The sequence below is a fragment of the Bordetella trematum genome (assembly GCF_900078335.1).
In the GTDB taxonomy this organism is placed as follows: Bacteria; Pseudomonadota; Gammaproteobacteria; order Burkholderiales; family Burkholderiaceae_B; genus Bordetella; species Bordetella trematum.
Genome location: NZ_FKBR01000033.1, coordinates 174,071 through 188,873, shown reverse-complemented (window position 1 = coordinate 188,873; position 14,803 = coordinate 174,071). Strand labels below are relative to the sequence as shown.

The 14,803-nt window shown below is 65.5% G+C and carries 11 protein-coding genes; 8 read left to right on the top strand and 3 right to left on the bottom strand.

Annotated elements, in window-relative coordinates:
• Nucleotides 1–404: 404 nt before the first annotated feature.
• The 5 genes from A7V84_RS13945 to A7V84_RS13925 are packed head-to-tail and all read left to right on the top strand — an operon-like array spanning nucleotide 405 to nucleotide 7,964.
• Complete coding sequence (locus tag A7V84_RS13945) at nucleotides 405–2,087, top strand: thiamine pyrophosphate-binding protein (protein ID WP_025515617.1); 1,683 nt, start codon at nucleotides 405–407, stop codon at nucleotides 2,085–2,087.
• The gene (locus A7V84_RS13940) at nucleotides 2,084–4,159 is read left to right on the top strand and encodes a hydantoinase/oxoprolinase family protein (RefSeq protein ID WP_033535003.1); all 2,076 of its coding nucleotides are present in this window, start codon (nucleotides 2,084–2,086) and stop codon (nucleotides 4,157–4,159) included. The genes A7V84_RS13945 and A7V84_RS13940 overlap by 4 nt, the downstream gene beginning before the upstream one ends.
• 3 nt (nucleotides 4,160–4,162) lie before the next feature.
• Nucleotides 4,163–5,782 carry a hydantoinase B/oxoprolinase family protein gene (locus A7V84_RS13935; RefSeq protein WP_063491559.1) on the top strand — a complete coding sequence of 540 codons (1,620 nt, stop codon included), beginning with the start codon at nucleotides 4,163–4,165 and terminating at the stop codon, nucleotides 5,780–5,782.
• A complete protein-coding gene (locus A7V84_RS13930) occupies nucleotides 5,779–6,996 on the top strand; it encodes a pyridoxal phosphate-dependent aminotransferase (RefSeq protein ID WP_063491560.1) in 1,218 nt (405 codons plus the stop codon). The genes A7V84_RS13935 and A7V84_RS13930 overlap by 4 nt, the downstream gene beginning before the upstream one ends.
• The gene (locus A7V84_RS13925; protein ID WP_063491561.1) at nucleotides 6,993–7,964 is read left to right on the top strand and encodes a LysR substrate-binding domain-containing protein; all 972 of its coding nucleotides are present in this window, start codon (nucleotides 6,993–6,995) and stop codon (nucleotides 7,962–7,964) included. Before A7V84_RS13930 ends, A7V84_RS13925 begins: the two co-directional genes overlap by 4 nt.
• Nucleotides 7,965–7,995: 31 nt before the next feature.
• On the opposite strand, the gene A7V84_RS13920 is transcribed toward A7V84_RS13925, so the two are convergent.
• Nucleotides 7,996–8,748, bottom strand: a complete 753-nt coding sequence (locus A7V84_RS13920) for a class II aldolase/adducin family protein (RefSeq protein WP_025515607.1) — start codon at nucleotides 8,746–8,748, stop codon at nucleotides 7,996–7,998.
• A gap of 165 nt (nucleotides 8,749–8,913) precedes the next feature.
• Here A7V84_RS13920 and A7V84_RS13915 point away from each other — a divergent pair, with 165 nt between their 5' ends.
• From A7V84_RS13915 to A7V84_RS13905, 3 genes are all read left to right on the top strand, one after another.
• Nucleotides 8,914–9,819, top strand: a complete 906-nt coding sequence (locus tag A7V84_RS13915) for a LysR substrate-binding domain-containing protein (protein WP_025515605.1) — start codon at nucleotides 8,914–8,916, stop codon at nucleotides 9,817–9,819.
• Between the two features lie 69 nt (nucleotides 9,820–9,888).
• Nucleotides 9,889–10,632 (top strand): SDR family NAD(P)-dependent oxidoreductase, encoded by a 744-nt coding sequence (locus tag A7V84_RS13910; protein ID WP_063491562.1) that lies wholly within the window; start codon nucleotides 9,889–9,891, stop codon nucleotides 10,630–10,632.
• Nucleotides 10,633–10,911: 279 nt separating this feature from the next.
• The gene (locus A7V84_RS13905; protein ID WP_063491563.1) at nucleotides 10,912–12,120 is read left to right on the top strand and encodes a GGDEF domain-containing protein; all 1,209 of its coding nucleotides are present in this window, start codon (nucleotides 10,912–10,914) and stop codon (nucleotides 12,118–12,120) included.
• 42 nt (nucleotides 12,121–12,162) lie between these two features.
• On the opposite strand, the gene A7V84_RS21700 is transcribed toward A7V84_RS13905, so the two are convergent.
• Nucleotides 12,163–13,173, bottom strand: coding sequence for a FomA family porin-like outer membrane protein (locus A7V84_RS21700; protein ID WP_063491564.1), 1,011 nt, complete (start codon nucleotides 13,171–13,173; stop codon nucleotides 12,163–12,165).
• Nucleotides 13,174–13,319: 146 nt separating this feature from the next.
• On the bottom strand, nucleotides 13,320–14,759 hold the full coding sequence (locus tag A7V84_RS13895) for a basic amino acid/polyamine antiporter (protein ID WP_025515598.1): 1,440 nt from the start codon (nucleotides 14,757–14,759) through the stop codon (nucleotides 13,320–13,322).
• Nucleotides 14,760–14,803 lie beyond the last annotated feature (44 nt).

The window sequence follows — 14,803 nt, the reverse complement described above, 5'->3', positions numbered from 1 at the left end:
TCTGCTGCAGGGCCGGCCGTCAAGCGGGGTTGTCGCTTGCGCGAAGTGCACGGCGTGGCATCGCGATCGTTGTTGCGCCCCGGCCGGCGGCAGCGTTCCGAACGCTGCGCGTCCCCGCTCTGCGGATCTGGCAGCCCAGGAGACCCCCGGAAACGGCCCGCTCCCAAGGCCGCCAGCCCTGCCTGGCAGGGGCGCTCCGGCAACTCCCAAGCACGTCGCCACGCAGACAAATTCTTGCGTTGATTCCTCTGGGAAGCAAACAAGTAAAACTTGCCAAAAAAATCAATTTCTTGATTTTCAAGATGGCGCACTCATCGCATGATCTCCTGCTGTGAGGCGCGCCTGGCTGAACCGTCCGCAGCGCGCCCTGACCACACCAACCCGAGTAAACGATGGGGGACACCATGCAAAGAAACGGGGGAAAGCTGCTCGTCGACAGCCTGGTCGCGTTGGGAGCGACCAAGAGCTTCGGCGTGCCGGGGGAAAGCTACCTGGCGGTGCTGGATGCGCTGCATGACACCGCCGGCACATTGGATTTCGTGCTGTGCCGCAACGAAGGCGGCGCCGCCTTCATGGCGGCGGCCTATGGCAAGCTCACGCGCACGCCCGGCATCTGCTTCGTCACACGCGGCCCGGGCGCGACCAACGCATCGATCGGCGTACACACGGCGCTGCAGGACAGCGCCCCCATGATCCTTTTCGTGGGCCAGGTGGGCACCGACATGAAAGGGCGCGAAGCCTTTCAGGAGGTCGACTATCGCGCCGCATTCGGGCCCCTGGCCAAGTGGGCCGTCGAGATCGACCGGGTCGAACGCATCCCCGAGATCCTGTCGCGCGCCTGGACCATGGCCATCTCGGGTCGTCCGGGGCCGGTCGTGGTCGCGCTGCCCGAAGACATGCTGACCACGCTCACGACCGCCGAGCCGCTGCGCGGCCCGGTACAGGTGCATGAGCCGGCGCCGGCGGCCGCCTCCATGCAGGCGCTGCGCGCGCACCTGCTCAAGGCGCAGCGCCCGGTGATCCTGCTGGGCGGCTGCAACTGGGACGAGTCGGGAACCGGGCCCATCCAGCGCTTTGCCGAGGCCAGCGACATCCCGGTGGTGGCGGTGTTCCGCTATCAGGACCAGTTCGACAATCACTCGCCGGTATTCTGCGGCGAGGCCGGAGTGGGCATGAGCCCGTCGGTCAGGACCCTGATCCGGGACGCCGACCTGATCCTCGCCATCAACAACCGTTTCGGAGAGAACTCCACCGAAGGCTACACCCTGCTATCGGTGCCAGAACCCGGACAGACGCTGGTCCACGTCCACGCGAGCGACCTCGAACTGGGCAAGATCTATCGTCCCGCGCTGGCCATCCAGGCCGGCCCCAACGCTTTCGCCCAGGCACTGGGGGCACTGGAGCCCGTGCAAGGAAGCTGGGCGTCCTGGCGCGCCCAGGCTCGCCAGGCCTACGAAGCGGCCTTCGAGCTGCCCGATCTGCCCTCGCCGGTAGATATGGGCAAGGTCTGCGCCTACCTGAGGCAAGCCCTCCCGGACGACGCCATCCTCACCAATGGCGCCGGCAACTTCACGGTGTGGCCGGGCAAGTTCTTCCGCTATGGCCCCCGGGCCCGCCTGCTTGGCCCGCAATCGGGCGCGATGGGCTACGGCCTGCCGGCAGCGATTGCCGCCAAGATCGTCCACCCGGAACGGACCGTGGTGTGCTTTGCCGGCGACGGAGATTTCCAGATGAACTGCACCGAGCTGGCCACCGCCCTGCAGGCCGGCGCCCAGCCCATCGTCCTGGTGCTCAACAACGGCATCTACGGCACCATCCGCGCCCATCAGGAGCGCCATTATCCGGAACGGGTGAGCGGCACCACCATGAGCCGCAATCCGGATTTCGTCGCGCTGGCCAAGGCCTACGGCATGCACGCCGAGCGTGTCGAGGCCACCGGCGAGTTCCCGGCCGCCTTCGAACGCGCGCGTGCCTCGGGCAGCGGCGCGCTGCTCGAGCTGGTCATCGCTCCCGAAGCCATTACCCCCCGCCAGACGCTCAACCAGATCCGCCAGCAGGCGCTCGCAGCAAAGGAAATCACCTCATGATGGGCCAAGACATACGCCTGGGCGCCGACATCGGCGGCACCTTCACGGACGTCGCGCTGGATGTGCGCGGCACGCTGTACTCCACCAAGGTACTGACCAACTATGCGGCGCCGGAACAGGGCATCCTGGATGCCATCGCCATCGTTGCCGGCAACGCTGGCATCTCGCTGGCCGACATCGACCTCATCATCCACGGCACCACCCTGGCGACCAACGCCCTGATCGAGCGGCGCGGCGCGCGCACCGCGCTGATTACCACCGAGGGGTTCAGGGACGTGATCGAGATGCGCACGGAGAACCGCTTCGAGCAGTACGACCTGAACATCACGCTGCCGCCCCCCCTGATTCCCCGCGAGGATCGCTACAGCGTCGCGGGCCGCATCAGCGCCCAGGGCGAAGAGCTGCAGCCGCTGGACGAGGCGGCGCTGGAAGACATCGCCCGCCAGATCAAGCACGCTGGCTACGAAGCCGTTGCCGTGGGCTTCATCCACTCATACATGAACGACGCCCACGAGCGGCGCGCGCGCGAGATCCTGCAGCGCCACCTGGACCTGCCCATTTCCCTGTCGGCCGAGGTATCGCCGCAGATGCGCGAGTTCGAACGCTTCAACACGGTGTGCGCCAACGCGTATGTGCGACCGCTCATGGCGAGCTACCTCCAGCGCCTGCAGATCCGCCTCAAGGAAATGGGCGCCGTCTGCCCGGTCTACATGATCCACTCCGGCGGCGGCCTGATCTCGGTCGACACGGCGGCCCAGTTTCCGGTGCGCCTGGTCGAGTCCGGCCCGGCCGGTGGCGCCATCTTCGCCGCAGACATCGCGCGCCGCTTCGGCCTCGAACGTGTCGTCTCGTACGACATGGGGGGCACCACCGCCAAGATCTGCCTGATCGAAGGCTATCAGCCGCAGACGGCGCGTACCTTCGAGGTGGCGCGCACCTATCGCTTCTGCAAGGGATCGGGCATGCCCATTTCCATCCCCGTGATCGAAATGATCGAGATCGGCGCAGGCGGTGGCTCCCTGGCCTGGGTAGATGCCCTGGGACGCATCCAGGTCGGCCCCGAGTCGGCCGCCTCCGAACCCGGCCCGGCCTGCTATGACCGCGGCGGGCAGCGCCCGGCCGTCACCGATGCCGACCTGCTGCTGGGCAAACTCGACCCCGACAACTTTGCCGGCGGCAAGATCCCGCTGTCCGCGCAGGCATCCCGCCAGGCGGTGCTCAAGGAAGTCGGCCAGCCGCTCAAGCTCGACGCCCAGAACGCCGCCTTCGGGATCTGCGATGTGGTCGACGAGAACATGGCCAACGCCGCGCGCGTGCATGCCGTGGAGAACGGCAAGAACATCGCCGAGAACACCATGATCGCCTTTGGCGGCGCTGCCCCGCTGCATGCCGCCCGGCTTTGCGAGAAGCTCGGCATCGACCGCTGTCTGGTGCCGCGCGGCGCCGGCGTCGGTTCGGCCATCGGGTTTCTGAAGGCGCCGTTCGGCTACGAGGCGGTTGCTTCCCAGGTGGCGCGCCTGAAGGGCTTCGACAGCGCCGCCCTCAATCTCCTGCTCGACGACCTCAAGCGCACCGCCGAAGGCTTCGTGCGGGAAGGCACCCAGGCCGACATCGAGCGTGAAATCACCGCCTTCATGCGTTATGCCGGCCAGGGCTGGGAAATCCCCGTGAGCCTGCCGGACCGCGCCTTCAGCGCCGATGACGAGGGCATGATCGAAGCGGCGTTTCGCGATCGCTACGCGCAGTTCTTCGGCCGCGCCGTCGAAGGCCCGCCGATCGAGTTCGTCACATTCTCGGTCAAGGTGCAGGAGATCCATCCTGCCGCCAAGCCCCAGGCGCTGCAGGATCAGGGACAGGCCATCGCCGCCGACCGTCGCCGTCCGGTCTTCGACCCGGCGCTGGGCTGCGAGCAAGACAGCGCCATTGTGGAACGCGACACCCTGGCCGCCGGGGCGCGCATCAGCGGCCCGGCGATCATCGTCGAGCGCGAAACCTCCACGGTGGTCACTTCCCCCTTCGACGCCATCGTGCAAGCCGACGGCACCTTGCTGCTCGTTCGCAAAGGACACTGAACCATGAGCCAGATAGACGAAATTCGTATGCAGGTGATGTGGAACCGCCTGGTTTCCGTCGTCGAAGAACAGGCGCTGACCCTGCTGCGCACCGCCTTCTCCACCTCGGTGCGCGAAGCCGGCGATCTTTCGGCAGGCGTCTACAACGCCGGCGGCGACATGCTCGCACAGGCGGTCACGGGCACGCCTGGCCACGTCAACACAATGGCCGAGGCCGTTCGCCACTTCATCGACGAGATCACGCTGGATAACATGTACCCCGGCGACACCTATGTCACCAATGATCCGTGGAAAGGCACCGGCCACCTGCATGACATCACCATGGTCACGCCTTCATTCCGGGATGGCAGGCTGGTGGGCTTCTTTGCCTGCACGGCCCACGTCGTCGATGTCGGCGGACGCGGCTTCGGCGCCGACGGAAAATCGGTCTACGAAGAAGGCATCCAGATTCCCATCATGAAGTTCGCCGAACGCGGCCAGGTCAATCAGGACCTGATCCGCATTCTGCGCGCCAACGTACGCGAACCCAACCAGGTCATCGGCGACTTCTATTCGCTGGCCGCCTGCAACGACGTCGGCCACCGCCGCCTCATGGAGATGCTGACGGAAGTCGGGCTGCCCGACCTGGAAAGCCTGGGCGCCTTCATCCTGACCCATACCCATGCCGCCATCATGGCCCGCATCGCCGGGTTGCCCCAGGGCACCTGGTCCAACGACATGATGACCGACGGCTACGATGATCCGATCAGGCTGGCTGCCGCCGTGACCATCGCCCGGGACGGCGTGAACGTGGACTTCAGCGGCTCCTCGCCCGCCAGCCGCTGGGGCATCAACGTGCCCCTGATCTACACCAAGGCCTATGCCTGCTACGCCATCAAGTGCATCGTGGCGCCCGACATTCCCAACAATGCCGCCTCGCTCGCAGCCTTCTCCGTGACTTCTCCGCCCAACGTGCTCAACGCCCAGCGCCCGGCTCCGGTATCGGTGCGCCACGTGATCGGCCACCTGGTTCCCGATGTCGTGCTGGGCGCCCTGGCCCAGGCGCTGCCCGGCCAGATCCTGGCCGAAGGCGCAGGCGCGCTGTGGAACGTGCACATCTCCGCCCGGCCGGTGGAGGGCCAGCCGGGCCGCCGCGCCGAAGTGCTGATGTTCAACTCGGGCGGCATGGGCGCACGCCCGGGCCTGGACGGTCTGTCGGCCACGGCCTTTCCCTCGGGCGTGCACACCATGCCCATCGAGGCTACCGAACACACGGGGCCCATCGTCATCTGGCGCAAGGAACTGCGGCCCGACTCGGGCGGAGCCGGACGCTATCGCGGCGGGCTGGGGCAGGTCATCGAAATCGCGCCGGCCGAAGGACATGAGTTCGACTTCTCGGCCATGTTCGACCGCGTCACCGCCGCGCCCCGCGGACGCAACGGCGGCGCGCCGGGCGCGGCCGGCCAGGTGGCCCTGGACGATGGCACGCCCTTGCGGCCCAAAGGCTGGCAGCACGTGCCGGCCGGACGCCGCCTGGTGCTGAACCTGCCCGGCGGCGGCGGTTATGGCGATCCGGCCGAGCGCAGCGCGGATGCCATCGAGCTGGACCGGCTGCGCGGCTACGCCACGGGAGAAGCGTCATGAGCCTGATCGCCCAACGGCTGTCCGCCGTCAAGCCTTCGGCCTCCATGGCCGCCTCCCTGGCGGCTCGCGAGCTGGCCGCCACCGGCGTGGACGTCATCGATCTGAGCCTGGGCGAGCCGGATTTCTCGCCGCCGGCGCACGTCATCGACACGGCGTTCGCCGCGGCCCGCCAGGAGCGCATGCTGTATACGCCCGCGCCGGGCACGCCCGCCCTGCGCCACGCGGTGGCGGCGAAGTTGGCGCGGGAAAACGGCCTGCGCTACGACATCGACGAAATCGCCGTGGCCGGCGGCGCCAAGCAGGTCATCTTCAATGCCCTGATGGCCACCCTGGACCCGGGCGACGAGGTGATCCTGCCTGCGCCCTACTTTGTCTCCTATCCCGAGATGACCAAGCTGCTGGGCGGCGTGCCGGTCACCCCGGCCTGCTCGGCGCAGGATGGCTTCCGGCTCACGCCCGAAACGCTGCGCCGCGCCATTTCGCCGCGCACCAAATGGTTGTTTCTGAACCTGCCCGGCAACCCCTCCGGCGCCACCTACAGCGCCGCGCAGCTGCAGGCCCTGGGCGAGGTCCTGGCGCAGCACCCCCAGGTGCATGTCCTGTCCGATGAGATCTATGAGCACATCATCTTCGACGGCCGCGCCTTCGTGTCGTTTGCGCAGGCCTGCCCGGCCCTGCGCGAGCGCACGCTGATCGTCAACGGCGTCTCCAAAGCCTACGCCATGACGGGCTGGCGCATCGGCTATGGCGCAGGCCCGCGCCGCCTCATCAAGGCCATGGCCGACATTCAGGGGCAATCCTGCACGGCCGTCTGCACCGTGGCGCAGATCGCCGCCCAGGCTGCGCTCGAAGGGCCGCAAGACTGCGTCGCGCAATACCGCGCCGCATTCGAGCGACGGCGCAATCTGGTCGTGCAGGACATCGCAGCCATCGAGGGACTCACGCTGTCGGCGCCCGAAGGCGCGTTCTACGCCTACATCGGCTGCGCAGCGTTGATCGGTGCGAGCACGCCGCAGGGCCAGACGCTGGACGACGACGTCGCCATCAGCCGCTATCTGCTGGCCCGGGCGCATGTGTCGTCGGTGCCGGGCACGGCTTACGGCCTGTCGCCCTTCTTTCGCATCTCCACGGCCGCATCCGATGCTACGCTTGTCGAAGCGCTTCGCCGCATCGACAATGCCGTCGCCTCTCTCACTCTGCCCTTACGACGATGATACGCAGCCCGCGCCTGCCTCCGCTGAATTCCCTCCGTGCTTTCTGGGTCGTCATGCGGCATGGCAGTTTCCGCGGGGCGGCCGAAGAACTGCTCATCAGTCCGCAGGCGGTCAGCCAGCAGATACAACTGCTCGAAGAAAGCCTGAAAATCACGCTGTTCCGCCGGCGCGGCCGCCTGATCGAACCTACCGACCAGGCGGCTCTGCTGGCGCCTTTCGTGCAGGCCGGCTTTCACGAACTCACCGAAGGCGTGGCCCGCGTGACGCGCGCCAACAACCGCAAGCGCATCAACATCAACGTCAGCCCCTATTTCGCCATGCACTACCTGATGGCGCGCCTGGACCGCTTCTCCAAACAGATGCCGGACGCCGACCTGCGGCTGACCACCATGGTGACCCTGCCGGATTTCACCGCCGACGAGGTCGACGTCTCCATCCAGTGGGGCTTTGCCGAATGGAAGGATCTGGACATCACCCTGCTGGTGCGCGATCCGAAGATCATCTGCTGTACGCCGGAGCTGGCCAGGCACATCCGCAAGCCCGAGGACCTGCTCACGCAGACCCTGCTGCACCCGGTGCTGGCGCACGACATGTGGAACACGGTGCTGCGGCACTTGCAGGTAGACGTGCCCTTGCAGACCAACAGCGTGCAACTGCTGGACGCCGCCACGCTGCGCCGCGCGGCGATCGCCGGCATGGGCGTGGGGCTGGTCTCCGACCTGCACGCCCACGCCGATCTGGCCGCCGGCAGGCTGGTCGCGCCGCTGGGCGTGGAGGCCCTGGCGGGCATGGACCCCGCCGAAACGCCTGGCTTCTATCTGGTGCTGCCCCGCTCGCACAAACGCGTGGCCACCATCGAAGCCTTCAGCAATTGGGTCAAGACCGAGCAATGGGACAAGGAACCCACCGTCGATTTCGACGAAAGCCTCGGCCTGACCCCCACGCTGCCTGTGCGCCCCCGGGCATGACCGGCGAGACGGGCCGGCGTGACGCAGCCGCTCAGCTCGCGTAGCCGGGATTGCGCCGGTCCAGCCGGCGCAGCAGGCCGGGCCATGCCAGCGCGGCCTTGGCGGCACGGTCGTCGAGCGACTCCACATGGGCGCGCGCCAGGATATCCGGCGGGATGTCGAGCAACTCCGCGCCGCCCGCCATGGCACGCACCTGCACCATGCACGCCGCCTCCAGACGATGCATGGACTGGAAAGCATCAGCCATGGTCGAGCCGACCGTCAGCAACCCGTGGTTGCGCAGGATCAGATAGCGCTTGTCGCCAAGATCGCGCACCAGCCGGGGCTGCTCCTCTTCGTTCAGGGCCAGGCCCTCGTAATCGTGATAGGCCAGCGACGGCAGGACGATGAAGGCGAATTGCGACAGCGGCAACAGGCCTTTCTTCTGTGCCGAGACCGCCACCCCATTGATGGAGTGCGTATGCAGGACGCACATGGCGTCCTTGCGTGCGGCGTGGATACAGCTGTGGATGGTAAAGCCAGCCGGGTTGATGTCGTACTCCGATTCCATCACCTTGCGGCCCTGCAGATCGATCTTCACCAGGCTGGAGGCCGTGATCTCGTCAAACATCATCCCATAGGGGTTGATGAGGAAATGCTCGGTGCCCGGCACCTTCGCGGTAATGTGGGTGAAGATCAGGTCATCCCAGCCGAACAAAGCCACCAGACGATACAGGGCGGCCAGATCGCAGCGGACCTGCCACTCTGCCTCGCCCACACGTTCGCGAACGCCCGACTCTTGCATAAAACTCATTTGAATCTCCCTGGGAGGCTGCGCTGCCTATGCCTGGCCGCCTCGTGGTCTCGATAGAAACTGCTGCAGGCAAGCAAGGCCTGCCCGCTCCCTATAATAGAGAGTCCGGCTGTCGTCCCAAACCAGAATAAACTCATCCGAGCATGAGTTTCACGCATGATCACCCTGCGCAAACTGACTCCCTCCATGGCCCAGCTGCTGGCCTTTGACGCCGCCGCCCGGCTGGGCAGTTTCACCGCAGCCGCCAACGAACTGTGCCTGACGCAAAGCGCCATCAGCCGCCATGTCCAGGAACTGGAAGGCATGTTGCAGGCGGCGCTTTTCGAGCGCAAAGGCCCGCGCATCACGCTGACCCCGGAAGGCGCCCGCTACGCGCACTCGATCTCGGATGCCCTGACACGCATCCGCCGGGCCAGCCTCGACATCTATGAATCGCGCCCGCAGGGAGAATCCCTGCGGCTGGCCGTGCTGCCGATCTTCAGTTCAAAATGGTTGATGCCGCGCCTGGGCGAGTTCCAATCGCGGCACCCGGAAATCCTGATCCATCTGCAATCGCGCACCGGCGCAATCGAAAAGTCATTCCAGGGGGTCGATGCCTGCATCGCCGTGGGCGACGGCCACTGGCCGCATCTGGTCGGGCACCACCTCATCAGCACCCAAGGCATCATCATCGGCGCGCCCGATCTGCTCGCCCGGCGGCCCTTGCGCCGGGTGGCAGATCTGCGGCAGCACCAATTGCTCGAGGCCAACACTCCCACCTCCGGCTGGCGCGACTGCCTGCTGGACAATGGCCTGGATCCCCGCATCGCGCGGGCGGGATCGCGTTTCGAATACACCGCCCACCTCATCCAGGCCGTCATCAACGGCTCGGGGCTGGGCCTGGTCACCGACCTCTTCGTGCAGGAGGAATTGCGCAACGGCGTGCTGACCGCAGCGTCATTGCCCGGTTTCCGCCTGCCTGCCAAGCACTACCACCTGCTCTATCCGCCGGAGAATGCGGCGTCATCCGCCCTGCAGGCCTTCGTGGCCTGGGTCCGGGAGACCGCAGCGCGGCCCGCCTGAGAGCGGCGCAGCTGGGTTCGCAGGGGAATCTGTGTCACGCTTTGGTTTTCCCGACTCCCCGGTGTTTTCATGATGATGCAACGCCCCGTGGCGCTCGTTACCGGTTCGACCTCCGGCATCGGCGCAGCCATCGCCCGACGGCTCTCGCGTGACGGCTATGCCGTCATCCTGCACTCGCGCAGCTCGGTGGCGACCGGGCAGGCCATGGCCTGCGAGCTCACCGAGGCCCGCTACATCCAGGCCGACCTGGCCGTCGAGGCCGACCGCTCGCGCCTGATCCGGGAGGCCGTCGCCGTCTGGGGCCGGCTGGACGTCCTCGTCAACAACGCCGGCATCAGCGGCATGATTCCGCATGCGGATCTGGCGGCGGCCACCCCGGCCATCTGGCAATCGCTGTATGAAGTCAACGTCGTCGCCCCTTTCCGCCTGATCACCCATGCCGAGGCCGCATTGCGCGCCGCGGCTGCCAGCGGCCGCCCGGGCGTGGTCATCAACATCAGCTCGCATGCCGGCGTGCGGCCCAAAGGCGCGTCGATTCCCTATTCGGCCGCGAAGGCCGCCCTCAACCACATGACCCGCCTGCTGGCGCTCTCGCTCGGCCCGGACATCCGCGTCAACGCCGTGGCTCCGGGGCTGGTCGACACCCCTCTGACGGCAGACTGGACACAAGCCCAGGCCTTGTGGAAAACGCGCGCACCGATGCAACGCTCAGCCAGCCCGCAAGACATCGCGCAAGCCGTGGCCCTGTTGATCGCCTCCGACTACCTGACCGGCGAAATCCTGCTTTCCGATGGCGGCCTGAACCTCACCTGAGCCCCCTGGCCAGCCGCTGCTGCGCGGCTGGAGACCGCAGCCCGCAAGCGGCTACCAGGCACGGCGAAAGCGGCAACCCGTGAGAATCCGGATTGAACATAAAGTATCGTCATGTAACATTTCCGGTTCTACAATCACACGCCGCTGCCGCCCTGCGCCGCCCATCCGGGCAGACGACCGGGCCGGTCACACCGGCACGTTGGTCTCCGACCGTCACAGACAGGGGTTTCGGTTCCTCCGCGCGCAGTTCGAATGCGGCGGCCGCCGGTGAGCATTCATATGGTTGCATCCGTTCTCGTCGGCATGTTGTGCGCACACCTGCTGTGCTTTTCGATCATGTTCATGCTGATCAGCCGGCGGCTGCCCGGCAACCGGATGGGGATGGACTACTTCGCCGCCGGCAATCTGCTGCTGGCGGCAGCCTACATCCTGCAACTGCTCGAAGGCGGCCCCGCCTGGAGTGCCATGAGCGTCATCAACCATATCCTGACGCTTGCCTCCCCGATTGCCTACTGGCTCGGCGCCATGCGCTTTTTCGGGCGCTCGGTGCCGCTCTGGCGCCCGCTGATCCTGTTCGCCATCCTCTATGGCGTCATGCAATGCGCAGTGCAGTGGGGCGCCGGGCCGACTGCGCGCTATGCCATGCTGGCAGCGATGGCGACCCTGCTTTTCCTGGTGATGAGCCTGACCGTCATCTACGGCGTGCACACCTTTGCCCGGAACTTTTATGGCGAGATGGTTTTCTTCGCCATCCTGATTGCAGGCATCGGCATTCTCAACGCCATGAAATTCATGAAGATCGTCGACGGGGGTCTGGACGTGCTGCACATGGACAGCCACTTCCAGACCATCTTCTATATCTACATGTCGACGCTTGCCACCATCGTGCCGCCTTCGATCGTGTGGCTGGTGTTGCGACGGCTCACCGATGATCTGCGCAGCATGGCCGCCCGCGACCCGCTGACAGACCTGTTCAACCGCCGCGGACTGCTGGAAGCCGTGCAGCTGTACTTCAATGTCCGTCACGCCAGGCCCGCCCATCTGCTGATGCTGGATATCGACCACTTCAAACTGATCAACGACACGCACGGGCATCAGGCCGGCGATGAAGTGATCGGCCATGTCGCCGACCTGCTGCGCGCGACGGCGCGCCGCGGCGACCTCATCGGCCGCATCGGCGGCGAGGAGTTCGTGGTCATCTGCCTGGAAACCGATGAGGCCGGCGTCCTGAGCCTGGCCGAACGCCTGCGCGCCGGCGTCCAAGCCCAGCCCTTCACGGTGAGCCGTGGCAGCCAGCCGCTGCGCTGCACGATCACGCTCGGGATTTCTCCCCCCTTCCTGGGCGCGCACGGCCTCGAAGACGCGCTGCAGCGGGCCGACGCCGCCCTCTACCGGGGCAAGGCGGCAGGACGCAACCGGATCGAACTGGCGCTCGCCCACGATGCCCCGCCCGACGGCAACGCGACCCGCACTTTGGCCCCTGCCTGAGAGACCGATCCGCCCCCCCGCTCAGGCCACTGCGGAACCCGCCTAGAACTGGTACACCACCCCGATGCCGGCCTGGGGTTGCCAGCGCCAGTTCTTCTCGCTGCTGCCCCATTGCTGATTGGAGTACTTCGCCTGCACAAAGGCGTTGAAGGAGACCTGCTTGTTCAAGGTGTACGACAGGGACAGCTGCGGCAGCGCGAACAGATCGTAGGCATTCTTGTAATTGCCCTTCATCACCGTCGGCGAGAGCCACTGGTACATCTCGTCGGTCGCCAGGAAGGGATTCCAGGCCGCGCGGCGGTTGGACATGACGTAAGGATCCAGGCCACCGGAAAAATTGAAGGCCAGCGACGTGCGCTCATTGAACTTGTAGAGCGTCTTGGCATATTCCAGCCAGGCCGACAGCATGAAGTAGGTGGCGTTGGTGTAACTGCCATTACTGCCGCCGACGATGAAGCTGCCGCGATACCAGTCCTTGAAGGCATAGGCATTCAGGGTCAGGGAAAAATTCGCCGGCAGATTCCAGTTGGTGAGCAGGCCCACTCCGCCGGTATTCACCGTGCCCGACGGCCCGCTGATGTTCTTCCCATAGACGTACATGGGCGCGATGGCCAACTGGGTCGGCTGGATGTAGGCGTTCTCGGGGAAGTACTTTGAGAAATCAAAAACGGTCTGCAGCAGGCCATAGCCCTGGCTGTTGTTGTTGAAATTGCTCTGGGTTTCTATCTTCAGGGAGCTGGACCAGTTGACCTTGGACGAGCCCAGCTTGCCGTAGTTGTAGCTGACCGTGAAGGAGGGCTCGCTGTAGTCATTGTTCTGCTGCTTGGGCGCCCCGGTATAGGTATAACGATTCCAGGTGCGATCCCACTCGGCGCTCAGGCCCCATTCGGGAGAGAGCTGATAATTCCATGTCAATGACGGGTGAGACGTGGCAGTCCGGTAATTGCCCGAGTCGCCATAGAACGTCTGGGTCAGGCCCAGGCTCCCGCTGGGCGTGAACTCCGCGGCCTGGGCGCCCGAGACGCCGAGCAGGAGGATTCCAAGAAGGCTCAAACAGCGTGTCATTGGGTTGATACCGGATGAAAGGTTCGCCTGCCGCACCGGGTCCGGCGCTGCGCAAGCTGGCTGGATGCGATATCAAGGCCCGGTCTGCTGGCTCAAAGACCGGGCCTTGCTCAAGGGCCCGACTGAAGCGGCGACTACAGCACGATCTTGCCGGTGTAGAGCAGCCAGAGCACCAGAATATCCGCGATCAGCAGGATGGCCAGGTACAGCTTCTCCTTCTTTTCGAAGATCGGCTTGCCGTCATGCTTCTCGCGGCGCGACCAGATGAAAATCGGCAGCCCGCAGGTCAGCAGAATGGGAACCAGCGCCAGATAATTGACCTCGCTGGCGTAGAAGATGAACAGGCAGAACAGCACACCCAGGATGCCGCTGATGAGTGCAAGCGTCATACCCTTGCTGGCGTACTTCTTGTACTCATGATTGAGGCACAGCTTGGTCATGTACAGCGTCGTGGTGATATACGCCGGCACGACCATGAGCGCGCTGATGTTGTACATCGTGTTCCAGGCATTGTTGGAGAAATACACCAACAGCATGGCTGCCTGCATGACGCCGCTGCTCACCCACAGCGACACGCTGGCCGCGTCGTTCTTGTTGGTACGCGCAAATGCCTTGGGAAACGCGCCGTTCTGGCCCGCCGCCATGGGAATTTCGGCGCACAGCATGGTCCAGGCCAGCCAGCCGGCCAGCACCGAGATGATCAGCCCGGCATCCATCACCCAGCTGCCCCAGCTCGCTCCCACCACGTGCTTGAGCACACCGGAGGTCGACGGGTTGGCCACCTGGGAAAGCTCAACCTGGGTCATGGCGCCGAAAGGCAGCACCGACAGCAGGATGTAGATGATCAGGGCCAGCAGAAAGCCCAGCAACGTCGCCTTGCCCACGTCGCTGCGCTTGCGCGCGCGCCCGGACAACACCACGGCGCCTTCCACGCCGATGAAGGCCCACAGCGTCACGGTCATGGGCGCCATGATCTGTGCGCTCAGTGACATCGGCGTACCCGCCTCTCCCGGACCGCTCATCACCTGCGGAGCCGTGCCCCAGACGTTGTCCAGCAGCTGCGAATAGTCGATCAGCAAGCCCAGGGCGAGCACGAACACCACCAGCGGAACCAGCTTAGCGATGGTGCCGATGGTGTTGACGAAGCCAGCCACCTTGGTGCCCGACAGCACCAGATAGTTGTAGCCCCAGATGAGGATGGAACCGCAGATGATGGAATTCAGGTTGTTCCCGTTGGTGAACACGCCCGGGAAGATCTGATCAAACGCGTCCATCAGGATCACGGCAAACGCGACGTTGCCGAAGCAGGTCATCAGCCAGTAGCCCCAGGCCACGTTAAAGCCGATGAAAGAGCCGAAGCCCTCCTGGGCATACATGTACACGCCGGCCTGCAGGTCGGGCCGCATGTCGGACAACATGCGGAACACGTTGGCGATGAAGTAGACCCCGATCCCGGCGATGATCCAGGCGATCATCACCGGCCCGACGGCCGAGGAGGCCGCCGTGTTCTGGGGCAGGCTGTAGACGCCGCCCCCCAGCATGGACCCCACCACGATCGCGATGAGAGCCAGCATGCCGAGCTTTGCTCCGGCGCTCGCCCCGCCCGAATCCGTGGAGG

Excerpts from the sequence above, each read along its gene's own strand:
- A7V84_RS13945 (WP_025515617.1), top strand. The coding sequence starts at position 405 with ATGCAAAGAAACGGGGGAAAGCTGCTCGTCGACAGCCTGGTCGCGTTG.
- A7V84_RS13940 (WP_033535003.1), top strand. The coding sequence starts at position 2,084 with ATGATGGGCCAAGACATACGCCTGGGCGCCGACATCGGCGGCACCTTC.
- A7V84_RS13935 (WP_063491559.1), top strand. The coding sequence starts at position 4,163 with ATGAGCCAGATAGACGAAATTCGTATGCAGGTGATGTGGAACCGCCTG.
- A7V84_RS13930 (WP_063491560.1), top strand. The coding sequence starts at position 5,779 with ATGAGCCTGATCGCCCAACGGCTGTCCGCCGTCAAGCCTTCGGCCTCC.
- A7V84_RS13925 (WP_063491561.1), top strand. The coding sequence starts at position 6,993 with ATGATACGCAGCCCGCGCCTGCCTCCGCTGAATTCCCTCCGTGCTTTC.
- A7V84_RS13920 (WP_025515607.1), bottom strand. The coding sequence starts at position 8,748 with ATGCAAGAGTCGGGCGTTCGCGAACGTGTGGGCGAGGCAGAGTGGCAG.
- A7V84_RS13915 (WP_025515605.1), top strand. The coding sequence starts at position 8,914 with ATGATCACCCTGCGCAAACTGACTCCCTCCATGGCCCAGCTGCTGGCC.
- A7V84_RS13910 (WP_063491562.1), top strand. The coding sequence starts at position 9,889 with ATGATGATGCAACGCCCCGTGGCGCTCGTTACCGGTTCGACCTCCGGC.
- A7V84_RS13905 (WP_063491563.1), top strand. The coding sequence starts at position 10,912 with ATGGTTGCATCCGTTCTCGTCGGCATGTTGTGCGCACACCTGCTGTGC.
- A7V84_RS13895 (WP_025515598.1), bottom strand. The coding sequence starts at position 14,759 with ATGCTGGCTCTCATCGCGATCGTGGTGGGGTCCATGCTGGGGGGCGGC.